This is a genomic window from Mesorhizobium sp. NZP2298 (assembly GCF_013170825.1).
Classification (GTDB): domain Bacteria; phylum Pseudomonadota; class Alphaproteobacteria; order Rhizobiales; family Rhizobiaceae; genus Mesorhizobium.
Genome location: NZ_CP033365.1, coordinates 4,214,425 through 4,238,695, shown reverse-complemented (window position 1 = coordinate 4,238,695; position 24,271 = coordinate 4,214,425). Strand labels below are relative to the sequence as shown.

Annotated in this window: 27 protein-coding genes; 8 read left to right on the top strand and 19 right to left on the bottom strand. The window is 62.1% G+C overall.

Features of this window, described 5'->3' with window-relative positions; all coding sequences use genetic code 11:
• Positions 1 to 16 precede the first annotated feature (16 nt).
• Positions 17 to 1,126 carry an aldo/keto reductase gene (locus EB231_RS20515; protein ID WP_172350465.1) on the bottom strand — a complete coding sequence of 370 codons (1,110 nt, stop codon included), beginning with the start codon at positions 1,124 to 1,126 and terminating at the stop codon, positions 17 to 19.
• Between the two features lie 37 nt (positions 1,127 to 1,163).
• Entirely contained in the window at positions 1,164 to 1,691 is a 528-nt protein-coding gene (locus EB231_RS20510; RefSeq protein ID WP_172350464.1) for a nuclear transport factor 2 family protein, read from the bottom strand.
• A gap of 116 nt (positions 1,692 to 1,807) precedes the next feature.
• On the opposite strand from EB231_RS20510, the gene EB231_RS20505 reads away from it, so the two are divergent.
• Positions 1,808 to 2,743, top strand: coding sequence for a LysR family transcriptional regulator (locus EB231_RS20505; protein ID WP_172350463.1), 936 nt, complete (start codon positions 1,808 to 1,810; stop codon positions 2,741 to 2,743).
• A 13-nt stretch (positions 2,744 to 2,756) separates the two neighbouring features.
• On the opposite strand, the gene tsf is transcribed toward EB231_RS20505, so the two are convergent.
• From tsf to EB231_RS20480, 5 genes are all read right to left on the bottom strand, one after another.
• On the bottom strand, positions 2,757 to 3,677 hold the full coding sequence (gene tsf, locus EB231_RS20500) for a translation elongation factor Ts (protein WP_172350462.1): 921 nt from the start codon (positions 3,675 to 3,677) through the stop codon (positions 2,757 to 2,759).
• Positions 3,678 to 3,786: 109 nt separating this feature from the next.
• Positions 3,787 to 4,569 (bottom strand): 30S ribosomal protein S2, encoded by a 783-nt coding sequence (gene rpsB, locus EB231_RS20495; RefSeq protein WP_023777441.1) that lies wholly within the window; start codon positions 4,567 to 4,569, stop codon positions 3,787 to 3,789.
• Between the two features lie 177 nt (positions 4,570 to 4,746).
• On the bottom strand, positions 4,747 to 5,358 hold the full coding sequence (locus EB231_RS20490) for a LysE family translocator (RefSeq protein ID WP_172350461.1): 612 nt from the start codon (positions 5,356 to 5,358) through the stop codon (positions 4,747 to 4,749).
• Positions 5,355 to 5,633 carry a DUF4031 domain-containing protein gene (locus EB231_RS20485; RefSeq protein WP_172350460.1) on the bottom strand — a complete coding sequence of 93 codons (279 nt, stop codon included), beginning with the start codon at positions 5,631 to 5,633 and terminating at the stop codon, positions 5,355 to 5,357. Before EB231_RS20485 ends, EB231_RS20490 begins: the two co-directional genes overlap by 4 nt.
• Before the next feature lie 36 nt (positions 5,634 to 5,669).
• Complete coding sequence (locus tag EB231_RS20480; protein ID WP_172350459.1) at positions 5,670 to 6,500, bottom strand: cell envelope integrity EipB family protein; 831 nt, start codon at positions 6,498 to 6,500, stop codon at positions 5,670 to 5,672.
• A gap of 138 nt (positions 6,501 to 6,638) precedes the next feature.
• On the opposite strand from EB231_RS20480, the gene EB231_RS20475 reads away from it, so the two are divergent.
• The 5 genes from EB231_RS20475 to EB231_RS20455 all read left to right on the top strand — a co-directional run bounded on the left by EB231_RS20475 (position 6,639) and on the right by EB231_RS20455 (position 10,902).
• Positions 6,639 to 7,103: a RidA family protein gene (locus EB231_RS20475; protein ID WP_172350458.1), complete on the top strand. Its 465-nt coding sequence runs from the start codon at positions 6,639 to 6,641 to the stop codon at positions 7,101 to 7,103.
• 7 nt (positions 7,104 to 7,110) lie between these two features.
• A complete protein-coding gene (locus EB231_RS20470; protein WP_172350457.1) occupies positions 7,111 to 7,839 on the top strand; it encodes a glycerophosphodiester phosphodiesterase in 729 nt (242 codons plus the stop codon).
• Between the two features lie 55 nt (positions 7,840 to 7,894).
• Entirely contained in the window at positions 7,895 to 9,109 is a 1,215-nt protein-coding gene (locus EB231_RS20465; protein ID WP_172350456.1) for a GNAT family N-acetyltransferase, read from the top strand.
• Positions 9,110 to 9,216: 107 nt separating this feature from the next.
• Positions 9,217 to 9,654: an HIT family protein gene (locus EB231_RS20460; RefSeq protein WP_172350455.1), complete on the top strand. Its 438-nt coding sequence runs from the start codon at positions 9,217 to 9,219 to the stop codon at positions 9,652 to 9,654.
• A 111-nt stretch (positions 9,655 to 9,765) separates the two neighbouring features.
• Positions 9,766 to 10,902 carry a phosphatase PAP2 family protein gene (locus EB231_RS20455; protein ID WP_172350454.1) on the top strand — a complete coding sequence of 379 codons (1,137 nt, stop codon included), beginning with the start codon at positions 9,766 to 9,768 and terminating at the stop codon, positions 10,900 to 10,902.
• On the opposite strand, the gene EB231_RS20450 is transcribed toward EB231_RS20455, so the two are convergent.
• The 4 genes from EB231_RS20450 to EB231_RS20435 form a co-directional block, all read right to left on the bottom strand.
• Complete coding sequence (locus tag EB231_RS20450) at positions 10,903 to 11,544, bottom strand: chloramphenicol phosphotransferase CPT family protein (RefSeq protein ID WP_172350453.1); 642 nt, start codon at positions 11,542 to 11,544, stop codon at positions 10,903 to 10,905.
• A gap of 64 nt (positions 11,545 to 11,608) precedes the next feature.
• Positions 11,609 to 14,077 (bottom strand): ATP-dependent Clp protease ATP-binding subunit ClpA, encoded by a 2,469-nt coding sequence (gene clpA / locus EB231_RS20445; protein WP_056576958.1) that lies wholly within the window; start codon positions 14,075 to 14,077, stop codon positions 11,609 to 11,611.
• Positions 14,078 to 14,083: 6 nt separating this feature from the next.
• The gene (gene clpS / locus EB231_RS20440; RefSeq protein ID WP_010909565.1) at positions 14,084 to 14,413 is read right to left on the bottom strand and encodes an ATP-dependent Clp protease adapter ClpS; all 330 of its coding nucleotides are present in this window, start codon (positions 14,411 to 14,413) and stop codon (positions 14,084 to 14,086) included.
• A gap of 276 nt (positions 14,414 to 14,689) precedes the next feature.
• Entirely contained in the window at positions 14,690 to 15,019 is a 330-nt protein-coding gene (locus EB231_RS20435; RefSeq protein WP_140773518.1) for a phasin family protein, read from the bottom strand.
• Between the two features lie 285 nt (positions 15,020 to 15,304).
• Here EB231_RS20435 and EB231_RS20430 point away from each other — a divergent pair, with 285 nt between their 5' ends.
• The gene (locus EB231_RS20430; protein WP_172350452.1) at positions 15,305 to 16,729 is read left to right on the top strand and encodes a D-alanyl-D-alanine carboxypeptidase family protein; all 1,425 of its coding nucleotides are present in this window, start codon (positions 15,305 to 15,307) and stop codon (positions 16,727 to 16,729) included.
• A 47-nt stretch (positions 16,730 to 16,776) separates the two neighbouring features.
• On the opposite strand, the gene EB231_RS20425 is transcribed toward EB231_RS20430, so the two are convergent.
• The 3 genes from EB231_RS20425 to EB231_RS20415 all read right to left on the bottom strand — a co-directional run bounded on the left by EB231_RS20425 (position 16,777) and on the right by EB231_RS20415 (position 19,666).
• The gene (locus EB231_RS20425; RefSeq protein WP_172350451.1) at positions 16,777 to 17,478 is read right to left on the bottom strand and encodes a DnaJ domain-containing protein; all 702 of its coding nucleotides are present in this window, start codon (positions 17,476 to 17,478) and stop codon (positions 16,777 to 16,779) included.
• Between the two features lie 277 nt (positions 17,479 to 17,755).
• Positions 17,756 to 18,193 (bottom strand): DUF1489 family protein, encoded by a 438-nt coding sequence (locus tag EB231_RS20420; RefSeq protein ID WP_172350450.1) that lies wholly within the window; start codon positions 18,191 to 18,193, stop codon positions 17,756 to 17,758.
• Between the two features lie 69 nt (positions 18,194 to 18,262).
• Positions 18,263 to 19,666, bottom strand: coding sequence for an L-serine ammonia-lyase (locus EB231_RS20415; protein ID WP_172350449.1), 1,404 nt, complete (start codon positions 19,664 to 19,666; stop codon positions 18,263 to 18,265).
• A gap of 178 nt (positions 19,667 to 19,844) precedes the next feature.
• Between EB231_RS20415 and EB231_RS20410 the strand changes: the two genes are divergently transcribed.
• Positions 19,845 to 20,564 (top strand): DUF599 domain-containing protein, encoded by a 720-nt coding sequence (locus tag EB231_RS20410; protein WP_140773509.1) that lies wholly within the window; start codon positions 19,845 to 19,847, stop codon positions 20,562 to 20,564.
• On the opposite strand, the gene EB231_RS20405 is transcribed toward EB231_RS20410, so the two are convergent.
• From EB231_RS20405 to EB231_RS20385, 5 genes are all read right to left on the bottom strand, one after another.
• A complete protein-coding gene (locus tag EB231_RS20405) occupies positions 20,537 to 21,334 on the bottom strand; it encodes a YdcF family protein (RefSeq protein WP_172350448.1) in 798 nt (265 codons plus the stop codon). The two genes, EB231_RS20410 and EB231_RS20405, sit on opposite strands and share 28 nt — an antisense overlap.
• 55 nt (positions 21,335 to 21,389) lie before the next feature.
• Positions 21,390 to 22,955 carry an amidase gene (locus EB231_RS20400; RefSeq protein WP_172350447.1) on the bottom strand — a complete coding sequence of 522 codons (1,566 nt, stop codon included), beginning with the start codon at positions 22,953 to 22,955 and terminating at the stop codon, positions 21,390 to 21,392.
• Positions 22,955 to 23,410, bottom strand: a complete 456-nt coding sequence (locus tag EB231_RS20395) for a GNAT family N-acetyltransferase (RefSeq protein WP_172350446.1) — start codon at positions 23,408 to 23,410, stop codon at positions 22,955 to 22,957. The genes EB231_RS20400 and EB231_RS20395 overlap by 1 nt, the downstream gene beginning before the upstream one ends.
• A gap of 7 nt (positions 23,411 to 23,417) precedes the next feature.
• Positions 23,418 to 23,705 (bottom strand): Asp-tRNA(Asn)/Glu-tRNA(Gln) amidotransferase subunit GatC, encoded by a 288-nt coding sequence (gene gatC / locus EB231_RS20390; protein WP_172350445.1) that lies wholly within the window; start codon positions 23,703 to 23,705, stop codon positions 23,418 to 23,420.
• Between the two features lie 82 nt (positions 23,706 to 23,787).
• A complete protein-coding gene (locus EB231_RS20385) occupies positions 23,788 to 23,979 on the bottom strand; it encodes a hypothetical protein (RefSeq protein WP_172350444.1) in 192 nt (63 codons plus the stop codon).
• Positions 23,980 to 24,271 lie beyond the last annotated feature (292 nt).

The window sequence follows — 24,271 nt, the reverse complement described above, 5'->3', positions numbered from 1 at the left end:
ACCCCTGCCCGATCGATCAGTCCGTGGATACGCCGGCCGGCTCGCCCTCGACAAGCACCGGCGACGCGTAGCCGGAGGGCTTGTCGCCGGTTGCAGCACCGCCGGTGACGCGCGCCTGTATCTGCGGCCCGAAATAGGAATAGGGGAATGGCGCAGGGGTTCCGCTGACCAAATCCAGCCGGTCGCGAAGTTCGGCCGGAATCTCGAAGTCCAGCGCACCGAGATTGTCCGCGATCTGGCTGAGCGTCGTCGCACCCAGGATCACCGTTGCGATCCCCGGCTGCGTCGCCACCCAGTTGATCGCGACCTGCGGCATGCTGCGGCCGAGTTGGGACGCAACCTTCTCGAGCTCGGCCACGATAGTCCAGTTGCGCTCGGTGAATTTCTGGAAGCCCGGATGCGTCGAGTTGCGAAACCCGTCGAGCCGGCCAGCATTTCCAGCCTGGACCGGCCGGTATTTGCCGCTGAGCAGCCCGCTGGCCAGCGGGCTCCAGACCATGATGCCGGCGCCATGGCGCATGCCGAATGGCACGAACTCATTCTCGATCGAGCGTTCGGCGAGGGAGTATTCGAGCTGCAGCGCCGAAACCGGTTCATATCCGCGCAACTCGGCGATCGCCTGTGCCCGCCCCGCATACCAAGCTGGCACATCGGACAGGCCGACATGGCGCACCTTGCCCACCCGCACCAGGTCATCCAGGGTGCGCATGACCTCTTCGGCCGGCGTCAGCCTGTCCCACACATGCATGAGATAGAGATCCATATAGTCGGTGCCCAACCGCTTCAGTGAAGCGTCTATCGCGCGCATGATGTTCTTGCGGCCGTTGCCGCCGGCATTGGGATTGCCGGGCTGCATGTTCATGGTGAACTTGCTGGCGATCACCGCGGTATCGCGCAAGCCCCGCTCGGCGATGAATTCGCCAAGCCAGGCTTCGGCGGTGCCCCCGGTGTAGAGGTCCGCCGTGTCAAAGAAATTGCCGCCCGCCTCGACATAGGCGTCGAACATCGCGCGGGCCGTGTCCCTGTCGGCTCCCCAGCCCCATTCCTTGCCGAACGTCATGGTGCCCAGCGCCAGCTGGCTGACCCTGAGGCCGCTGTTGCCGAGCGTGTAGTAGGTCATGGTCATGATCGTCTTCCAATGCTTGATGGCGAGTGCCGTGGCATCACTGGCCCGGCGTCGCCTTGACCCAAGGGTTGCCGCGCTCATGCGTCATGTGGAAGGCGAAGCCGTCGACCTTCCAGTCGGTGGCGGCGCGCGTCAGCTTGTGCTCATACGTGCCCCAGACCTCCCAAAGCGGGTCGCCATTGCCTTCCATCCGGTTCCAGGCATAGCCGTTCGACAGGACGGTCGCCGTGTCCGCCTCGAGAACGACCTGGTGATTGGTGCGCAGGTGCAGGCTTGTCTTCGAACCCTTGAGATTGCCGGCCCAGGCGCCGATCAGATCGTCGGAGGCAATGATGGCCGCGGGCTGCCCCGACAGGCTACTGAAGTCAGCGGCAACCCGATCCGCGAAATAGCTGCGCGCGAGTTTCCAGTCCTGCGCGTCGACGGCGCGGTCGATGGCATCGGCTATACGGATGACCGCGCGTTCGTCCGCGAGCGCTTGCCAGGCGGACGATTCCGTCCCGCCGGCATCGACCGGCGACAGCGCCATGCCGGCCGCGAAAGTTACGTGCTTCAACGCATTCATATCTTTTCTCCTCAATGCCATCAGCCAATCGCGGATGTGCCGGCGACAATGTGGATCGGTGTCTTGGCATCGATAAGGTTGCATTGTTCGCAAGGACCATGCGATATCATTCATGAATGGATCGCGATCTGCTCAGCCATCTGCCTGTCGTCGTTGCCGTTGCCCGGCGCGGCGGCTTCGCGCTTGCAGCCGCCGAACTCGGCATGAGTCCGTCCGCTGTCAGCCATGCGGTGCGCCTTGTCGAGGAGCGGGTCGGTCAGCCCCTGTTCGCACGTACGACACGCAGCGTTTCGCTCACCGAGGCAGGCAAGGCACTGGTGGAAACGGTGGCCCCTGCCCTTCAGGATATTGCCGAACGGATGGATCGTATCCGCAGTGTCAAGGGCAAGCCGTCCGGCCTGCTCAGGATCAATGCCTCCAACATCGCGATCCCATTGGCGGCGACCCCGGTCGTCGCGGCCATGGCCGAGCGCTATCCGGACATCACGGTGGAGATCTTCGCCGACCAGGGGCTGGTCGACATCGTCGGCGAAGGTTTTGACGCAGGGATCCGGCTGGGCGAGATGATCGCGCAGGATATGGTCGCCGTGCGGCTCACGCCTCCGTTCAAAGCCGTCATCGTCGCCTCTCCCGCCTATATCGGGCGCCGTGGCCGCCCGCGCAGCATAGCCGATCTCGTCAACCACAATTGCATCGGTTACCGGCTTGTCCGCTCCGGCGCGCTCTATCGCTGGGATTTGGCGGAGGACGGCAAGGATGTCGTCATAGAGACCGGCGGAACGGCCATCGTCACGGATTCGCTCGCCGCGATTGACCTGGCGCTTGCCGGAGTAGGCCTTGCCTATCTGTTCGAACCACTGGCGCGCGCGGATCTTGCGGCCGGCCGCCTGGTGCAGGTGCTGCCGCAATCAGCGATCGAGGAACCTGGCCTGTTCCTCTACTTCCCGCGCCGGGCGGCGATGGCGCCGAAGCTGAGGGCGTTTATCGACATAGCACAAGAAATCGGCCTGACATCCATGCGAACATCAGGCCGAAAAACACTGTCGGAATAAAGCGATAGGAAGCTTACTTCTTGACCGCCGCCGCGACTTCCGCCGCGAAATCGGTCTCTTCCTTCTCGATACCCTCGCCAAGCGCGAAGCGCAGATAGGCGGTGATCTTGGCCGGCGCGCCGATTTCCTTCTCGGCATCCTTCAGCGCCTTCTCGACGGTGATGTCGGGATTGAGCACGAAGGCCTGCTTCAAGAGCACGACTTCCTCGTAGAACTTGCGCAGGCGACCTTCGACCATCTTCTCGATGATCGCTTCCGGCTTGCCGGACTGACGCGCCTGATCGGAGAAGATCGCCTTCTCGCGCTCGACCGCAGCCGGGTCGATCTGCTCTGCCGTCAGCGCCATCGGGTTGGTGGCGGCGACGTGCATGGCGACCTGGCGGCCGAAGGCGTTGGCCGCATGCTCATTGCCCGTGGTTTCGATCGCGACCAGCACGCCGAGCTTGCCAAGGCCGTCGGCAACCGCGTTGTGGACATAGGTCGCCACCGCGCCATGCGGAACGGTCAGCTTGGCCGAGCGGCGGAAGCCCAGGTTCTCGCCGATGGTGCCGACAGCGTCCTTGATGGTGTCGGTGACCGACTTGTCGGAACCCGGATATTTGGCGGCGGCAACCGCCTCGGTCGTGCCATAGGCGAGAGCGACCTTGGCAACGTTGGCGACGATTTCCTGGAACGCGGCGTTGCGAGCAACGAAGTCGGTCTCGGAATTGACCTCGACGACCGCGGCCTCGCGCACGCCATTGTCGACGCCGATCAGGCCTTCGGCGGCGGTGCGGCCAGCCTTCTTGTCAGCCTTGGAAATGCCCTTCTTGCGCAGCCAGTCGACGGCCTCTTCCATATTGCCGTTGGTCTCGTTCAACGCCGCCTTGCAGTCCATCATGCCCGCGCCGGTCAAGTCGCGGAGTTCTTTGACCTGTGCAGCCGAAATGCTCATTGTCGCCTCTTTGTTTTAAATGCACCGACGCACCATCGGTACTCGATGGTGCGTCTGTTTAGCGTGCCAAAATATGAGAAAGATGAAGGCCGTTGCCGGCCTTCGATTATCAAGCCTCGGGGGCTTCCGATGCCGGAGCCGGATCGAGCGCCGGCTCGACCGGAGCTTCAACCGAAGCGCCGATATCGACGCCGAGCGCGCCCTGCTGACGAGCGATGCCGTCGATCGCAGCCTTGGCGATCAGGTCGCAATAGAGCTGGATGGCGCGGGCCGCGTCGTCATTGCCGGGGATCGGGAAATCGATCTTGTCCGGATCGCAGTTCGAATCGATGATGGCGACGACCGGGATGCCAAGGCGCTTGGCCTCGAGGATGGCGATCGCTTCCTTGTTGGTGTCGATCACGAACATCAGGTCGGGCGTCGAGCCCATGTCCTTGATGCCGCCCAGCGCCTTGTCCAGCTTCTCGCGCTCGCGGTCGAGGTTCAGGCGCTCCTTCTTGGTGAGGCCCTGGGCCTCGCCGGCAAGCATCTCGTCGAGCTTGCGCAGGCGCTGGATCGAATTCGAGATCGTCTTCCAGTTGGTCAGCATGCCGCCGAGCCAACGCGAGTTGACATAGTACTGGGCCGAACGCTGAGCCGCATCGGCAACGATGTCGGACGCCTGGCGCTTGGTGCCGACGAACAGCACGCGGCCGCCCTTGGCGACGGTGTCGGAGACCTGCTTCAGCGCCTGGTGCAGCAAGGGCACCGTCTGCGAGAGGTCGATGATGTGGATGTTGTTGCGGGCGCCATAGATGTAGGGCGCCATCTTCGGATTCCAGCGGTGGGTCTGGTGGCCGAAGTGAATGCCAGCTTCCAAAAGCTGGCGCATGCTGAAATCAGGCAGAGCCATTCTTATTTTCCTTTCCGGTTAGCCTCCACGGACACAGGCATTTTCGGACTAGGTCCTTGAACGCCACCGGAGGTTTCAGCCGGATTTCTCCCGGGCAGACACCAAAGTCCGTGTGTGGAATGAGCGCGCATATAGAGGGGAAGTGCGACAAACGCAAGCGGGGCGCCGTTTTACCGCTCAGCGTGCGGCAATCAGCGCTCCGGTGCCGATCATCGCGCTGCCGGCAAACCGGTTCATCAGCCGCATGCGCCTGGGTGTCCTGAACCAGCCCGAAGCCCGGCCCGCAAGTGCTGCATAGACACCCATGGTGAGGACGTTGACGCCGATGACGACCGCCACCACGAGCAGGCCATCGACAAAAGTGAGTGTGTCGAGGTTGAGGATCAACGGCATGATCGAGGCATGGAACAGAATTGCCTTCGGGTTCCCCAGCGCGATGGATGCGCCAAGCAAGAAGGACCGGGACAATCTCGCCTCGGCCGTCCGCGGCTCATTCGATTGCGCGGCCGAGGCGCGCCACATCCTGATCCCAAGAAAGATCAGATAGACAGCACCCGCATATTTCAGCAGGAGAAAGATCCACTCGAAGGTCTGGGCCAGCGCCACCAGCCCGAGCAGCGCCAGGGTGACCAGCACCGCATCGCCGGCGGCGACCCCAATGCCGGCCATGAAGGCACGAAGGAAGCCGCGCGACACGCCATTGGTGATGACCGCGAACATTGCGGGTCCCGGTGTGGCGGCGGCGAGTGTGACGGCGGCGCAATAGGCGAGAAATGCCGTTGGTGTCATTGCTTGGCCTTTCCATTGGGCACCCGCACGCGCCGGAAGATCGCGACGATCTCCTCGCGGCTGCATTCGATGGCGCCGAGCCGCACCGCGCGGTCGCGCTCCAAGCCGGTTATGTCATAGTGCGGAGCCGATGTCTTGGGCGGGCCCTGGTAGGACGAACGCTTGACGCCCAGTTCGGCGGCGAATCGATGCAACTCGTCGGTGTCGTCGGCCATCAGGTGGCACCAGCGATGGCCGGCCCACTTCCAGATCGCCGCATCGACGTAGACTGCCATCAAGCCCGCCGCGGCCAGCTCAATTGCGCACCCCGGCTATTTCGATACCGGGCAAGGCTTTGTCTGGTCGAACAGCGAAAGATTGACCAGTTTGCCGGTCATCGAGAAGTCGCCATAGTCCATGGTGAGATCGCGGGTGATGCCGTTCTCATGCAGCTTGAAGCTGATCCGGTACTCCGGCACTTCCTCGCCGTTCTGAGCGCTGTCGTCGAAATAGGCGATGTCGACCGGCCAGTATTTGTCGGTGGCGAGCTTCGCCAGCGCCGGAGCCTCGGGATCGGCCTTGTCGGCTTCGGTCTTCTTGCCGACGACAACGGTGGTCGTCATCACCTTGTTGGCGTCTTCCGAGCCGTCGAACAGGTTGGTCTGGTAGAAATTCTCGCCTTTCTCGGCCTTGCCGATCAGCTCAACCAGATGCTGGGTCGGAAACTGGGTGGCGGCGAGTTCCAGGCTGTTCTTTTCGGGCTTGTCGATATCGACCTTGAGCCCTTTCGGATCCTTCGTGGCGATACCCTTGACCTCCTTGTCGAGGTTCTGGTCGACAAAGGATTTGGTCACGAACGAAAAGGTCTTGCCTTCGGCATCCTCGAAAGTCGTCGTCTGCTGGTCGGTGAGTCTCGTGTTGTCGTTGGTGATGATCTGGGTCACGAAACGGAATTTCACCGTATAGCCTTCGCAGGCCGAGCCGTTGAATTCGTAGACCATGCGACCGGATATGCCTGTTATGCCGGACCGGTCGGAGGCCTTGTTGAGGGTGAGGTCATACACGGCGCGGTGCGCCTGCAGCGCCGGGACGGCGAAAGCGGGTCCTATCGAGAATACCGCCGACAACAGGACGGCGTGGAATGCAAGGCGCGTTGCGCGCATGAGGTACTCCGATCGTCGCGGCTGATGGCAGGCCGCAGGGAAAGATGGTCCAGCTTAAAAAAAGTCGTGGCGGAAGCGAGGCAAAAATAGCAATTTCGGCCCGGCCAGCGCGGCGTCTTCCAGCAATAGGGAAAAGCAATGAGTGAAACAATCGAAAAGCGGCTAAGCGATCTCGGCGTGGCGCTTCCTGTCGCCGCCGCACCTGCCGCCAACTACGTGCCCTATTGCAGGTCAGGCAATTTGCTGTTCACCGCCGGACAATTGCCGATCAAGGACGGCAAGCTGCAGGCGAGCGGCCTGCTCGGCCGCGACGTCGACACGGCAAGCGGCAAGGACGCGGCAAAATACTGCGCAATCAACATTCTGGCACAGGCCAAAGCCGCACTCGGCGACCTCGAGAAGATCCGGAAGCTTGTGAAGATCACCGTCTTCGTCGCCTCCGCGGCTGACTTTGTCGAGCAGCATCTGGTCGCCAACGGCGCCTCCGATTTCCTGGTCGCCGCCCTTGGCGAGCGCGGCAAGCACGCCCGCTCGGCCGTCGGCACCGCCTCCCTGCCGCTTAATGCCGCAGTGGAAATCGAAGCGATCTTCGAAGTCGAATGAGGCTGACATGACCGACCTCTCCTGGCTGACTGCCCGGCCGGTTGCCCATCGCGGCTTCCACGACATGAACAAGACGCGCTGGGAAAACACGCTGTCGGCCTTCGCCGCCGCGGCCGAACGCGGCTACGCCATCGAATGCGACGTGCATCTGTCGTCGGACGGCGTTCCCATCATCATCCATGACGACGATCTGAAAAGGCTGACTGGAGAGGATGGTTTCGTCTGGCAGCGCAGCGCGGCCGAACTGACCGCGCTCAAGGTTGGCGGCACATCCGACCACTTGCCGACGCTGCAGGAAGCGCTCGACCTGGTTGACGGCCGCGTGCCCATGGTCGTCGAACTGAAAGGGATTCCCGGCCGCGATGAAGGTCTGGTGGCGCGTGTCGGCAAGATGCTCAAGCGTTACAAGGGCAAGGCGGCGATCATGTCGTTCGATCACTGGCTGATCCGCGATTTCCCGAAACATGCACCCGGCATTCCCGCTGGTTTGACCGCCTACGGCAAGGACCTCAAGCTGATCGAAGCGCATTTTTCCATGCTGGCGCACGAACTCTCCTTCACCTCCTACGCCGCCGGTGACTTGCCGAACCCGTTCGTCAGCTTCGTGCGTGAAAGGCTCGAGATGCCCGTCATCACCTGGACGGTCCATGACCAGCCCGCGATCGACCTGACTTTCAAATATGCCGATCAGATGACATTCGAAGGGTTCGAACCCGACCTGGTGAAGGTCGCCTGAGCCGAGTGTCTGAAACGTGACTTGTAGCGGCCCGGATGGAGCTTAAATAAGCCTCATGGATCAGGGTGACGACGGCGACGGGCAAACGGCAAACGCGGACTATTCGATCCGCATCGCCGCCGGCATCAGCGCTTTCACCTGCGATGAATGGAACAGCTTTGCCGGCACCACGCGCGGCGATGCGGAAAATGGCTATAACCCACTCGTTTCATTCGCGTTCTTGAGCGCGCTGGAAGATTCCGGATGCGCCGTGCGACGCACCGGCTGGCAAGGACATCACCTGCGGCTGGAGACTGCGCAAGGCAGGCTGCTGGGCGCGGTCCCTTGCTATCTCAAGTCGCACAGCCAGGGCGAATATGTGTTCGACCACGGCTGGTCGGATGCCTTCGAGCGCGCCGGTGGCCGCTATTACCCGAAACTGCAATGCGCCGTGCCGTTCACGCCCGTCACCGGCCCTCGCCTGCTGGTCGGCAAAGGCGAGGATCCGGATGCGGTCAAGGCCGGGCTCGCCGCCGGCCTCAAAATGGTGACCGACAAGCTCGGCGTGTCCTCGGCGCATGTCACCTTCGCGCTGGAAAGCGACGTCGCGACGCTTGAGGCAGCGGGCTTCCTGCATCGCACCGACCAGCAGTTCCACTTCTTCAACGAAGGCTTTTCGACTTACGACGACTTTCTCGCCACACTTGCCTCGCGCAAGCGCAAGGCGATGAAGAAGGAACGGCGCGAAGCGCTTGCCGATGGCATCACCATTGACTGGCTGACCGGCAAGGGCCTGACGGAGAAAGCCTGGGACGACTTCTTCGCCTTCTACATGGACACCGGCAGCCGCAAATGGGGCCGCCCCTATCTGAACCGCCAGTTCTTCTCGCTGATCGGCGAACGCATGGCGGACGATATCCTGCTGGTGATGGCCAGGCGCAACGGGCGCTACGTTGCCGGCGCCATCAATTTCATCGGCTCCGACGCGCTCTATGGCCGCAACTGGGGTTGCATCGAGGATCACCCCTTCCTGCATTTCGAGGTGTGCTACCATCAGGCCATCGATTTCGCCATCGAACGCAAGCTGAAGGTGGTCGAGGCTGGCGCGCAGGGAGAGCATAAGCTGGCGCGCGGCTACAGGCCGGTGACAATGCATTCCGCCCACTACATTTCGCATCCTGGCTTGCGCAACGCGGTCGCCGACTATCTCAGGCGCGAGCGGCGCGAAGTCGAGCGGATGGGCGAATATCTGGAAGAGCATACCCCGTTCCGCAAGGACCTGGAGGAGTAAGCAGGCTTGACACGGTCGATCTCGCCTGATCGCCCGCCGCATCGTCTTGCCGCTCCGGAAGAGCTTCGCTACACGGGATGGCGAGGTACAAATCCGGAGCGTTCGCCATGGCCCAAACCGCCTATGACACCGAGAACATCTTCGCCAAGATCCTGCGCGGCGAAATTCCTTCGCACCGCGTTTACGAAGACGATGCGGTCGTGGCTTTCATGGATGTGATGCCGCAGGGGCCGGGCCACACGCTGGTGGTGCCAAAGGCGCCGTCGCGCAATCTGCTCGACGCCGACCCGTCGACCTTCGGCCCGCTTTTCACGGTCGTCCAGAAAGTGGCCCTGGCCGTGAAGAAGGCTCTCAACGCCGATGGCGTCACCATCCTGCAGTTCAACGAACCGGCCTCCGGGCAAACCGTCTATCACCTGCACATCCATGTCATCCCGCGCTTCGACGGCATCCCCCTGAAGCCGCATACCGGCGCTATGGAAAAGCCCGAAGTGCTGGCTGCGAACGCCGAAAAGATCCGCGCCGCCCTTTCGGCTGAATCTTAAGCCTTTGTAAACCGAGCGATCACCGCTGCGACCGGGACACCACCCGGCGGCTTCTTTCTTAATACTCCAGCAAGCCCTTGCGAGGCATTTCTCGTGCGCGAGGGACATGCATTGCAAGATACTTTCGAATATTTGAGCCGGCGATCCGGAGCCAATGGTGAGGCCGCGTTTTCAAAACTCTTGGTCGAATCATTTCTTCGGCACAGTATTATTCATGCGGTTGCGCTGTTTACTCTGGGATTAGGCTTTGTGGTTGGCGCCCGGGTCGGGAATTTTCCGGATTTCGGATTGCTTTATGAATATGCCTTTTATCTGGTGGTCTATTTCTGGATTTTTGGATGTGCATATGCAGCCTTCCGGTTGATTCAACTGGCGTTGGTCCATCGCGCAAAGTCGCCGGCCAACCATTTGCTGGTTTCCTTCCGGCAATTGCTGACCGATAGGAACCGCATTGCCAATGGCGTGAACGGCCTTGCCGCGATCCTGATTTTTGTTTCGGGTTTTTCAGTGCTGAAGGGCGCGATCGCTGTATTGGCGCCTTTCTCCTGGGACCAGGCCATCGCACACTTCAGCACCAAGCTGCATTTCGGCCGCGCTTCTTACCAATGGCTCTGGTGGATTCTTGAAAGCCCGCTAGCCATCCGCCTTCTCAATTTCTGCTATAATTTTTGGTTTGTGGTGCTGATCGTGACTGTCTTTTCAAGTGCCGTGGCGACCCGCGATACTCTTCTGCGTCATCAGTTCCTGCTCAGTTTCATGCTGCTCTGGCTGATCGGCGGCTTCTTCGTTGCTTTGACATTCTCATCCGCCGGCCCTTGCTACTTTGCAAGGTTGGGGTTTGGCGATCTCTATCAGCCGTTGATGGACGCACTTCAATCGGCGAATAAACAGTATCCAGTCTGGGCCCTGTCCCTGCAGGAGCGGTTGTGGAACGGCTATGAGGGTCTGTCTTCAGGAACCATGGGCATATCAGCGTTCCCTTCCATTCATGTCGCGTCATCCGTGCTTTTTGCGCTCTATGTAACGAGGCTGTCTCCACGGCTGGGCGTCGTAATGTGGATATTCGCGGCGATCATCATGCTCGGGTCCGTGGTTCTTGGGTGGCACTACGCCCCGGACGGTTACGCGGGCATGCTGATCTCGGTCGCCATCTGGAAAATCACCGGTGTTGTATTGTCCCGGACGACGATTGCTTCGCGTTTCGCGAGCGAGATTCCTTCGGCCCGCCCGGAAGCTGCGTCGGTATAGTCAGGAACGCTGATGGATTGCGGGGGGCGGATCCGCAAGCCCCTGAAAGACTGTCGGGTGCGCCGCTCCCGGTAGAAGCCGTTCGCGGATCGCATCCGCGCACTGCACCGGGCTCAGCAACGAAGTGTCGACCTCAAGATCGTATACGCCCGGCCGATGTACCTCATCCTGCCACAGGCGCACCGGCGAAGGTACGGGATCAGCCGGCGAGCCGATGACATAACCCCTGCCCGCCTCGCTGGCGGCTCGCCTTTCCATAATGATTTCAATTGGACAGCGAACGCCGACAAACAGCACCGGCAGGTCGGCGAGCCGGCGCGCACAATCGATCAGGCAGTTGAGGGGCTTTGAATACGCATCGTGATGGCCGACATCCGTCACGACATTCAGGCCCAGCCGGCTGTGGGCCGCGATCGATTCATAGAGGGCCGCATAAAAGCGGGGCACGAGGACCTCAAGGTCAGGTCGCTCCCCGCCGGGGCGCAGGCCTATTCCCGGACGATATCGCGGGGGTGTGATCCGCTCATAGCCGTCGACGCCCAGATTCATCCACGGGCCATCGAAGCTTTCCTGAATGGCTCGGGCGATGCTCGACTTTCCTGATCGCGGCGCGCCGTTGAGGATGATGATCTGGCCGGCCATAGCCACCCCATTGTTCAAATGAAAAAAAGCCCCGTTTCCGGGGCTTTTCTCGACTGCGAAATGATCAGTTCTTTCTTGGCAGTTGCGGCACCAGGCTGCGCTTGCCGCCATCCTTGCCCTTGGGCTCCGGCTTCTGCGCCACAACCTTCTTTGCCGCGGGTTTCTTGGCCACGGCCTTCCTTGGCTTGGGTGCGTCTTCCGGCTCTTCCTTCTTCGGCTGCACCGGCGCCTCATCGGCCAGCGATTCGAGCTTCAGGCCGGTCTCGCCGGTTTCCTTCTTCTCGACGGTGACGCGCACCGTGCCGCCCTTCTTCAGCTTGCCGAACAGCACCTCGTCGGCCAACGGCTTCTTGATGTGCTCTTGGATGACACGACCGAGCGGTCGCGCCCCCATGCGCTCGTCATAGCCCTTGTCGGCAAGCCAGGCGATCGCATCCGGCGACAGGTCGAAGGTGACGCCACGCTCGGAGAGCTGGGCCTCGAGCTGCATGACGAACTTCTGCACCACCTGATGGATCACCGGCACCGGCAGCGAGCCGAACGGGATGATCGCATCGAGACGGTTGCGGAACTCCGGCGTGAACAGCCGATTGATCGCCTCGACATCGTCGCCTTCGCGCTTGGTCGAACCGAAACCGATCGCCGCCCGCTGCGCATCCGATGCACCCGCATTGGTGGTCATGATCAGGATCACATTGCGGAAGTCGATCTGCTTGCCGTTGTGGTCGGTCAGCTTGCCGTGATCCATCACTTGCAACAGGATGTTGAACAGGTCCGGATGTGCCTTCTCGACCTCGTCTAGCAAAAGCACGCAGTGCGGATGCTGGTCGACGCCATCGGTCAAAAGGCCGCCCTGGTCGAAGCCGACATAGCCGGGAGGCGCGCCGATCAGCCGTGAAACGGTATGACGTTCCATGTATTCCGACATGTCGAAGCGGATCAGCTCGACACCGAGCGAGGCGGCGAGTTGCTTGGCGACTTCGGTCTTGCCGACGCCGGTCGGGCCCGAGAACAGGTATGAGCCGATCGGCTTCTCCGGTTCGCGCAGGCCGGCACGAGCCAGCTTGATCGCCGAGGTGAGCGCGGTAATGGCGGTATCCTGGCCATAGACGACACGCTTCAGTTCGATGTCGAGGCCTTGCAGCACTTTCTCGTCATCGGCCGAAACCGTCTTCGGCGGAATGCGCGCCATTGTGGCGATCGTTGCTTCGATCTCCTTGATGCCGATGGTCTTCTTGCGCTTGGCTTCCGGCACCAGCATCTGCGAGGCACCGGTCTCGTCGATCACGTCGATCGCCTTGTCCGGCAGCTTGCGGTCATTGATGTAGCGCGCCGACAGCTCGACCGAGGCCTTGATGGCTTCGCTCGTGTAGCGGACCTTGTGGAATTCCTCGAAATAGGGCTTCAGCCCCTTCATGATCTCGATGGCATCCTCAATGGTCGGCTCGTTGACGTCGATCTTCTGGAAGCGCCGCACGAGCGCGCGATCCTTCTCGAAGAACTGGCGGAATTCCTTGTAGGTGGTCGAGCCGATGCAGCGGATCGCACCCGACGACAAAGCCGGCTTCAACAGGTTGGACGCGTCCATCGCGCCGCCCGACGTGGCGCCGGCGCCGATCACCGTATGGATCTCATCGATGAACAGCACGGCGCCCGGATAATCCTCGAGCTCCTTGACGACCTGCTTCAGCCGCTCCTCGAAATCGCCGCGATAGCGCGTGCCGGCCAGCAGCGTGCCCATGTCGAGCGCGAAGATGGTGGCGTTGTGCAGCACTTCGGGAACATCGCCCTCGACGATGCGCTTGGCCAGGCCTTCGGCGATCGCCGTCTTGCCGACGCCGGGGTCGCCGACATAGAGCGGGTTGTTCTTGGAGCGGCGGCACAGCACCTGGATGGTGCGGTTGATTTCCGACTCGCGCCCGATCAACGGATCGATCTTCCCGGCCTTGGCCTTGTTGTTGAGGTTGACGCAGTAGGCGGTCAGCGCGTCCTGCTGCTGCTTCTTCTTGCCGCCTTCCTCTTGCGGCTCGGCGCCGTTCTGGCCGCCCTGCTCGTCATCGGCGCCGCGCGGCGAGCGCGTCTCCGATGCGCCCGGGCGCTTGGCGATGCCGTGCGAGATGTAGTTGACCGCGTCGTAGCGGGTCATCTGCTGTTCCTGCAGGAAATAGGCGGCGTGGCTCTCGCGCTCGGCGAAGATGGCGACGAGCACGTTGGCGCCCGACACTTCCTCGCGGCCCGACGACTGCACATGGATGACCGCGCGCTGGATGACGCGCTGGAACCCCGCGGTCGGCTTGGAGTCCTCGTCGTAGCCGGTGACGAGGTTGTCGAGCTCGGTGTCGATATAGGTGAGAACAGTGTGCTTCAGCTCGTCGAGATCGACGTTGCAGGCGCGCATGACGGCGGCCGCCTCGGTGTCGTCGATCAGCGCGAGCAGCAGATGTTCAAGGGTTGCGTATTCATGGTGCCGCTCATTGGCGAGCGTCAGCGCCTGGTGAAGCGCCTTTTCCAGGCCTTGGGAGAAAGCCGGCATGTTACCTCACTTCTTCTCCATCACGCATTGCAGCGGATGCTGATTCTGTCGGGCGAAATCCATGACCTGAGACACTTTGGTCTCGGCCACCTCGAATGTATAGACCCCGCACTCGCCCACTCCATGATTGTGAACATGAAGCATGATGCGTGTGGCGGCTTCGCGGTCCTTCTGGAAAAAACGCTCCAGGACGTGAACCACGAACTCCATCGGAGTGTAGTCGTCGTTGAGGATGAGGACCCGGTAAAGGCTGGGCTTCTTGGTCTTGGTTTTGGTGCGCGTGATGACGGCCGTCCCGCGGCCGGCCTCATTGCCGTCGCCGCCGCCGTTTTGCATCCGCGCCACTTGTTTCGTGGCAGTCAAACCGATCGTCACGTAATCCTGCCTCTTCGAATCCTCATGCGAGTTCGACATGTAGGTGTTCGATGGACGATTTTAAGCCCTTCTGGTTAGCTGACAATATGGCTAGGTGACCAAACTTCGCGGATTTTCGCAATCGTGAAGCGCTACGCCGCCCCGGAGCGGAAATTGGCGTGAAAAAACCCGGCCGCGCTTCCGCGACCGGGTTTGTCCCAGACCCAAAGGGCCGGAGTTGCAGCTGTCGGACGAAAATTACTTCGCCTTGGCAACGATCGATTCGAACGGCTTGTAGGCTTCCTTGGCGAGTTCGGCATAGAGATCGCCAATCTTGGTGGCTTCGGCGACGAACGCCTCGTAGGACTGCTTGGCGTAGTCGGACTGGATCTCGATCGCCTTTTCCAGCGACTTGGCCGAAAACAGCTTCTCGGCAGCGGCGCTGCCGGCCTCGAAACTCTTCTTGGTGTATTCACCGGCTTCGGTCGCGATCGCCTGCGCGCCCTTGGAGAGCGAAGCGAAGCTCTTCAATCCGGTATCGGCGAATTCCTTGCCGTATTTGCTGAAGTCCTCATAGGTCTGGGTCATTTCACGATTCCCTTGACGGTTGAGGCGTCCTTCTTCGGGGCGCCCTTGTGCAATGCACTCAAATATATTGTGCGCCGCACAAAAGTCAATATTTGACCTGCGTGCGGGGCCTGCCTGCGCAGGCAATGGCTAAAAATCAAATAAAGTGAGTTTCAAGCCCGAAGAAAATGGTGAACGCGGCGGTTACCATAAACGGATTGGTAACGCTGCCCCGCTAGCTTGGCTGGAAGTGAGGCAGGACCCTTTGCCGCCTCCAGCGCAACGAAGAATTCAAGGGAAATATCAGTGCGTCAGGCGTTGTTGGGCATCGTTTCCAAATCCACCTCCCCCCTCAAAGCGATCATGGTCTTCGCCTTGGCGATGACATTCGTCTGCGCTGACGTCGCCTCGTCGCTGGCAGCGCGGCCGGCAGCCATTGTCGTGGACGCCAAGACGGGCAAGGTGCTGTACTCCGCGGATGCCAACGGCAGGCGCTATCCGGCGTCGCTGACCAAGATGATGACGCTCTATCTGACCTTCGAAGCGATGGCGAAGGGCAAGATCAGCAAAAACTCGCCGGTGGTGTTTTCGGCCCATGCCTCCGCCGAGGCGCCGACGAAACTCGGCGTAAAGCCGGGCGGTTCGGTCACGGTCGAGACCGCGATCCTGTCGATCGTCACCAAGTCGGCGAATGATTCGGCCACCGCGCTCGGCGAAATGCTTGGCGGTGATGAAACCACCTTTGCCCGCATGATGACCGCCAAGGCGCGGCAGCTCGGCATGAACGGCACCGTCTTCCGCAATGCCAACGGCTTGCCCGACCCTGGTCAGTTCACCACCGCGCGCGACATGGCTACGCTGGGCATCGCACTGCGCGAGCATTTTCCCCAGTACTATGGCTATTTCTCGCAGCGCTCCTTTCTCTACGGCCGCCAGCGCATCAACGGCCATAACCGCCTGCTTGGACGCATCAAGGGCGTCGACGGCATCAAAACCGGCTACACCCGTGCCTCCGGCTTCAATCTCGTCTCGTCCGTCTCCGACGGCAACCGCCGGCTCGTCGCCGTTGTCATGGGCGGGACGTCGGGCGGCAGCCGCGACAACCAGATGGCAAGTCTGATCAACACCTATATGCCGAGGGCATCGACCCGCGGCGGTGGCGATCTGGTTGCCAAGGCTGACAGCAACAATCCGATCAAGGCACTTGCCAAGGTTCTCCTGCCCAAGCACGACGCGCCCACCCCGGATGAAAAGCCGGTAGCTGTCGCTGAAGACGACACGGCTGTCGCCGACGACGCAACCGTTGCCCAGGGCGACAGCGAGGACGCGGATACCGCTCAGGCCGAGACACCCAAGCTGGTAGTCCCGGCAAAGAAGGTGAAGACCGTCATCGTCGCTGCCCCCAAGGTCGCTACGGCGCAGGTCGTGGCCGCCTATGCGGAACCGGCACCGGCTGTCGATCCGGTCAACACGGCGTCGGTACCGTCGGGCTGGGCCATCCAGGTCGCATCGTCGCCTAAACAGTCGGAAGCCCAGGCATTCCTCGACAAGACCACCAAGCAGGCGCCCAAGGTGCTGGCGGATGCTGCCGGCTTCACCGTCGCCTTCGACAAGGACGGCGTCACCTATTACCGCGCCCGCTTTGGCGGCTTCGGATCGAAGGACGCCGCCTGGAAGGCCTGCACCGCTTTGAAGAAGAAGAAAATCGAGTGCTACGCCGTCCAGCAATAGAACGGTGTGGAAGCGATCTCCCGGAAATTTGCTGCGTCGAAGGAGAACTAATTGTGATTGGAGAGCAAGACGTCCTTGGCTTCGTTAATTCGCGCCGCCAGGAAAGACGTGCCGCCGACATCGGGGTGCAGGCGCTGCATCAGGCGGCGGTGCGCCTTGCGGACATCCGCCGCGGCGGCCCCCGCTTCAAGACCAAGGACCTTGTAGGCCTCCTCCTTAGTCATGGAGCCCGGACCTGGCGCAACACCCAGCCCTTCGCCACCGTTCGTCTCAGTGTTTTTGCGCCAGACGGGAAATCGGCCGTCAAGATACGTCTCTAGCAGTTGGCGACTCTCCGCATCGCCGGAGAGTTCGCGGTAGAGATGCTGCAGCTCCGCAAGGCCCATCGCGCCAAGCATCTTGCCGTCGTGGCGGCCGGCCAGAACCAGTCCTTCAAGGCCGCCCGTATTGTGATCCAGCTCCATCTCGAGTGCCGCCGTCCGCACCGTCGAGCGTTTTCCTGGCGCCGAACCGGCCTTGGGTCGGTTCGCGTGGGCGGCGGCATACCAGCCGATCGCCACGAACAGGATGACGCCGCCGATTCCGCTTCGACCGACTAGAAGCAGGGCGCCGCCCGCCAGCGCCAGCAGGACCGGAGCCAGTGTTCTCGTCCCGCTCGCGAGCCGTGCGGGGTCCGCCCGGAGGAAGGCCGAGACCACGGCCAAGAGCACCAGCAGCAATGCGACCAGAACGATAATTGCGCCTAACATTTCCCACCGCCCCGCGGATATCCTGTCCGCCCGGACAGCCGCGTGATGTCACCGAACACTTTTTCTGCGCCGGAATGATGGCCTTCCCTCGGGCGAGAAGAGGCCGCCATGCAGGCCGGCCCGGCGAATGCCGCGGCTTTCGTCGAGTTCGACAGCTTTTGATCGCGCATGAATTTCAAGATGTGGCGTTGTGGCTCCGCTTGCAAGTCCAGTGCGAGGCAAGATTGGGGGCCAGAAACAGCCCGCGCCGGGACAGGCAACGCTTGTGCGCGGAGACCTACAGCAAGCCGAGGTCGGCAAGCTCGCGCCTGAGTTTCGGCGGCATCTCGACCAGTCCGGCCTTGCCCTTGCCGAGATCGAGTGGCGCGTCCGAAGGTTTCAGGTAGCGCCAGCCCTGGAAAGCCCGCCGCGGCTGCCAGTCGGTGCGCACGACTTGCGGATCGAGCATCAAATGGCAGCGGCCGATGCCCTCATCGTCGGTGAACGGCCGGATCTCAGTGATCAGCTGGCGGCACTGCACGTTGCCCTTGATCACCCAGTAGAGCGAACCACCATCGATGATCTCGGCGCCGCGCGTCGGCACCATGCGCGTGGTGTGCCAGTGTTCGGCCGGTTCACCGGCTCGGCGCCGTTCGTCAAGACGGAACTCGATCCATTCCTCGAGATCCTCGACGCTGTCGCAGCCGACGCACAGTTTTAGGAGATTGAGAGCCATTCGCTAAGGTTAGTCCGGAGCACCGGTACGTCAACGGCCTGACGAACTTCTCCACAGTGCCAAGCGCCCTCAGCACTCCACGACATTGACAGCGAGCCCGCCGAGGCTGGTTTCCTTGTACTTCTCGTTCATGTCGAGGCCGGTCTGGCGCATGGTCTCGATCGCCGAGTCGAGGGGCACGAAGTGAACGCCGTCGCCCTTGATCGCCAATGACGCGGCGGTCACCGCCTTGACCGCGCCGAGAGCATTGCGCTCGATGCACGGAACCTGCACCAGCCCGCCGACCGGATCGCAGGTCATGCCGAGATGGTGTTCGAGCGCGATCTCGGCCGCATTCTCGACCTGCATGGCCGTACCGCCCATGACGGCGCACAAGCCGGCCGCTGCCATTGCCGAGGCGGAGCCGACCTCGCCCTGGCATCCGACCTCGGCGCCCGAGATCGACGCATTGGTCTTGATGATGCCGCCGACGGCCGCTGCCGTCAGCAGGAAGTCGCGGATGCTCGGCTGGTCGGCCTCCGGATGGAAATGCAGCCAGTAGCGAAGCACCGCCGGCAGCGTGCCGGCTGCGCCATTGGTCGGCGCGGTGACGACGCGCCCGCCGGCCGCATTCTCCTCGTTAACCGCCATCGCGTAGATCGACAGCCAGTCATTGGCGAGCAGCGGATTTGGCCGGTTCTGTTGCCACTGTTCCTGCAGCTTGTCGTGGAGCTGCCGGGCGCGGCGCCGCACCTTCAGCCCGCCAGGCATGATGCCATCCTGCGACAAGCCACGGTCGATGCAGCCCTTCATCGCACTCCAGATCGCGTCGAGGCCGGCATCGAGATCCTCGCGCGACATCTGCGTCTCCTCGTTGACGCGCTTCATCTCGGCGATGGAAAGGCCGCTCTTGGCCGCCATCTTCAGCATCTCGACCGCGTTCTTGAAGGGATAAGGCACTTTCTTGCCTTCCGTCGTCACCGACCCCTTGGCCTTCATCCGCTGCAGTTCTTCTTCCGAGACCACGAAGCCGCCGCCGATCGAATAGTAGATGCGTTTGAGAAGCAGGCGATCAGCGGAATCGTAGGCATAGAACGCCATGCCGTTGGCGTGACCCGTGAGCGGCGTCTTGCGGTCGAGCACCAGATCCGTGGTCGGGTCGAAATGGTAGGACGGGTGGCCGGGCGGTGAAATCAGCCTGTCGGCGGTGATGCGGCTGACAATGCCGTCAGCCTGGTCGGGATCGACTGTTTGCGGGGTCTGGCCGGCGAGGCCGAGGATAACGGCGCGGTCGCTGCCATGGCCGATTCCGGTATAAGCGAGCGAGCCATGCAGGCTGGCCCCGATGCGGGCGACCTTGGCGCCGGCGGGCCGCGGCCAGTCGTCCCCCGCGACTTCGTCGAGAAACCGCCGGGCGGCAGTCATCGGCCCCATCGTGTGAGAGCTGGAGGGGCCGATGCCTATCTTGAACAGGTCGAAAACCGAAAGGAACACGCTGTCTCCTGGGGCACGTCGAGGACTACATACAGATATAGGAATTCCCCGGATGTTTCCGCTCTTTTGGCAATCGCGGCGCAGCACCTGCCGACCTTGTTTGCTCCGGCAGCGACATTGCCGTCGATCACGTGAGCCCGCATCGAAGCGACCGCGCTGGATGTGATAAATTCAGCCCATGGGCGATTCCTTCTATCTTTCGATGGCTGATTTCGGGGCGCTGGCCTTCTTCCTGATCGCGTGGCTGCTGCACACGCTCGCCTCCGACGGCAAGCTGGTCAGCCGCATGTCGCTGACGACCGCGATGAATGCACAGCGCGAAGCCTGGATGCGCACCATGGCCGAACGCGAAATCCGTATCGTCGACACCGCCATCATGAGCGGCCTGCAGCAGGGAACCGCCTTCTTCGCCTCCAGTTCCCTGATCGCGCTCGGCGGCTGCTTTGCCTTGCTCGGCGCGTCCGACCGAGTGCTTGAGGTGCTGAGCAACCTGCCACTCGGCGGAGCGCCGTCGCGCCCGGCCTTCCAGATCAAGGTGCTGGGACTGGTGCTGATCCTCGCCTTTTCCTTCTTCAAATTCGGCTGGGCATACCGGCTGTTCAACTACTGCTCGATCCTGATCGGCGCGGTGCCGATCCCGCACGGCGAAGCCTCGCGCAATCCGGTCACCGAAACGGCGGTGTGGCGCGCGGCGCAGATGAACATGCTGGCCGGCAAGCATTTCAACTCGGGCCTGCGCGGCGTGTTCTTCTCGATCGGCTATCTCGGTTGGTTCGTCGACCCGGTGGTGTTTGTGCTGTCGACGCTTCTGTTGCTGGCCGTGCTGGTGCGCCGCCAGTTCTTCTCGGCGGCGCGGCGCGCCGTCATCGGTCAGCCGCCCGGCGCCGGAAACGGCTGATCGATGCGGCCCGAAAGCCAATAGGCGAAAAGCCCAATCCATTCGCGGAGCGCTATGGTGGTGTTCTGCACGGAATCGATCGCATTGTCGCGAAACAAGCCGACACCTTCCTTGCCGGAAGTGTGATAGTCGACCGGCCAGGGAACGGTTGGAAACCCAGCCTTGTCGAAAAGCGCCTTGGCCCGTGGCATGTGGAAGGCGGAGGTCACCAGCAGCCAGGTCTCGCCCGGCTTCGGTTCGACGAGTTTGCGGCTGAAGACCGCATTTTCGTAGGTGTTGCGGGACTTGTCCTCAAGGACAAGACGATCGGCCGATACACCAAGCGGAACGAGCAGGCGGGACGCGGTGTCGGCGTCCCCCTCGGCGTCGATGAAAAACGAGCCGTGTCCGCCTGATACAACCACCTTGGCTTGTGGGAAGCGCCGGGCGAGGATTGCGGTCTCGATCATGCGGTCGCCGCTGCTGCCCAATTCATAGCCGCCACGCGCCAAGTTGATGGCGCCCTCGAAGCCGCCGCCGAGCACGATGATGCCGTCGACCTTTTGCGGCAGCGGCGGGCGCGGAAAGCGCTCTTCCAGCGGGTTGAGCATCATCGCGCCAAGGGACGTCCAGGTCGAGAGCGCCAGAATCAGAAAGGCGAGAACGCTACCGGTGACGGCCAGCCGCCGCCGGCCGATCATTGCGGCGATCAGCCCCGCCAGAAGCAGGAAGATCGTCAGGTTGAGCGGCTGGATGAAGAACCAGAAGACCTTGGAAAGAAGGAAGAACATCGCTCACCCCAATACGGCGCCGCGCATCCTTTTACGCGCTAGACGAGCGATACCCTTACCACCACTTTTCCGGCTGGAATGTGCCGGCCGCCTGCTCGATGACGGCGGCGGTCTGGAACAGTGTTTCTTCCTCGAACGGCCTGCCGATGAGCTGCAGGCCAAGTGGCAGGCCCTTGGGATCGAGACCGGCCGGCACGGCGATGCCCGGCAGGCCGGCCATGTTCACGGTGACCGTGAAAATGTCGTTGAGGTACATCTTGACCGGGTCGGCGGCCATGTCCTCATCGGCGATGCCGAAGGCGGCCGACGGGGTCGCCGGGGTCAGGATGACGTCGACACCGGCGGCGAAGACGTTTTCGAAGTCGCGCTTGATCAGGTTGCGGACCTTCTGAGCCTGCAGATAGTAAGCGTCATAGTAGCCGGCCGACAGCACATAGGTGCCGATCATGATACGGCGCTTGACCTCACGGCCGAAACCGGCCGCACGGGTCTTCTCATACATCTCGACAATGTCCTTGCCCGGCACGCGCAAGCCGTAGCGGACGCCGTCGTAGCGCGCGAGGTTGGATGAAGCTTCCGCGGGTGCCACGATGTAGTAGGCCGGCAGCGCGTATTTGGTGTGCGGCAAGGAAATATCGACGATCTCGGCGCCGGCATCCTTGAGCCAGGCAATGCCCTTCTGCCACAGCGCCTCGATCTCCTCAGGCATGCCGTCGACGCGGTATTCCTTGGGAATGCCGACCTTCATGCCCTTGATCGGCTTGCCGATCGCCGCCTCATAGTCCGGAACCGGCCGGTCGACCGAGGTGGTGTCCTTTGGGTCGACGGAGGCCATCGACCTGAGCAGGATCGCGGCGTCGCGCACGTCGCGCGCGATCGGTCCGGCCTGGTCGAGAGACGAGGCGAACGCGACGATGCCCCAGCGTGAGCAGCGGCCATAGGTCGGCTTGATGCCGACGGTTCCGGTGAACGCGGCCGGCTGGCGGATCGAACCGCCAGTGTCCGTGGCCGTGGCGCCGGCGCACAGGAAGGCCGAGACGGCGGTTGCCGAACCACCGGAAGAGCCGCCCGGCACCAGTTGCGCATTGTCCAGGCTGCGCTGGGTTTTCGTGCCGCCGGCAGATACGAAGCCGCCATCGCCCTGATGCGTCGTCGGCATCACCACCGTGTCGAGGCGCGAGCGCCGCCAAGGGTTTATGACCGGGCCATAATAGGATGTCTCGTTGGACGAGCCCATGGCGAACTCATCCATGTTGAGCTTGCCGAGCATCACTGCGCCGTCGGCCCACAGATTGGCGGTGACAGTCGATTCGTAACGCGGCTTGAAGCCGTCGAGTACATGGCTGCAGGCCTGGGTATGAACGCCTTCGGTGCCGAACAGATCCTTGATCCCCAGCGGAATGCCTTCCAGCGCACCGCCCTCGCCCTTGACCAGCCTGACATCGGATGCCTTGGCCATGTCGCGCGCTCTGTCGCCGGTCACCGCGACATAGGCATTGAGCGCCGGATTGGCGCGATCGATCGCCGAGAGATAGGCCTCGGTGATCTCGGTCGCGGTGATTTCCTTGCCTCGCAGCTTGGCGCGGGCCTGCGAAATCGTCAGTCGGGTCAGATCGCTCATCAAAGGCTCTTTTCGTAAAATACCGACCACTCGGAATCGGGATAATCCAGCACCGGGCCGCAGCGCGAGAACCCGGCACGTTCGTAGACGGCCCAGGCCGCGGGATGACGATCGCCCGTCTCCAGCACCAGCCGCTTCAGTCCTTCCTGCCGCGCCAGCGCCTCGACCCGTTCGACGATCCCAGCGCCGATCTTGCGGCCGCGATGCGAAGGCCGCGTGTACATACGCTTGACCTCGCCTATGGCGTCGCCATGGCGTTTCAGCGCCCCACAACCGATGGCGACGCCATCGTCGCGGGCGATGAAAACGGTCGTATCCTGGCCCGCCATCTGCTCGACCGTCAGATGGTAGCAATGCTCAGGCGGCGTCAATTCGAGCAAGGTCTCGTTGAGTTCCTGGACCAGCCCGCGCACATCGTCCTGCAGCGGCGTCTCGATGGCGATCTCGATTGCCATCGACGCCCTACTCCACGACCTTCGGCACGAGGAAGAAATTCTCTTCGGTCGCCGGCGCATTGGCGACGATGTCGGCCGCCTTGTTGCCGTCGGTGACGACGTCCTGGCGCTTCTTCATCTCCATCGGCGTCACCGAGGTCATCGGCTCGATGCCGGACACATCCACCTCGTTCAGCTGCTCGACAAAACCAAGGATGGCGTTCAGCTCGCCGGTCATGCGCTCCGCATCCTCTTCGCTCACCGCGATACGGGCGAGACGCGCGACGCGCTTCACAGTCTTGACATCAACGGACATTCTGGAACCTTCGAAAAACCTGCCCGCGCTATAGCCGCGCCGAGCCGTGTGCGCAACATATTGGTGCCAGTTCGGTTACACCTCACTGAAAGGCATAGCCTGCGTGCCCGCGGCTTTGCGCAATAATGGCGTTGACGACAGCTTTGCGGTTCGCGGGGTTGTCTTTAAGGATCATCATCGGCGCACAAGGTTGCTGGACAAGCTGAACGAACGGTATTCCATGACGATCGATGGCAGCGCGCAAGCCGACGATCACATTTTCCGGGCCGCTCATTGCTCTGGCATAGCGAATGTCGAATGGACCCAGACCGCCCCCAATTCTTCAATCACGGAGAATCGAGGATGGTCTCGGTGACTTCGAACTTGATACGAATGCTATCGGCAGGGCGTTCCGATAACCCGTCCCGTCAGATGCGCATGATCGTCCTTGCCCAAAGCCTCGATAAACTTGCGCTGCCGCTCCGGGATCTCCGGGTCGAATACCGGTTGATAGGACAGCACTCTGGCGCGGACGACGACCTGCGCGTTGCTGATGTAATTCAGGTCAAGATCATAAGTTCCGGGAC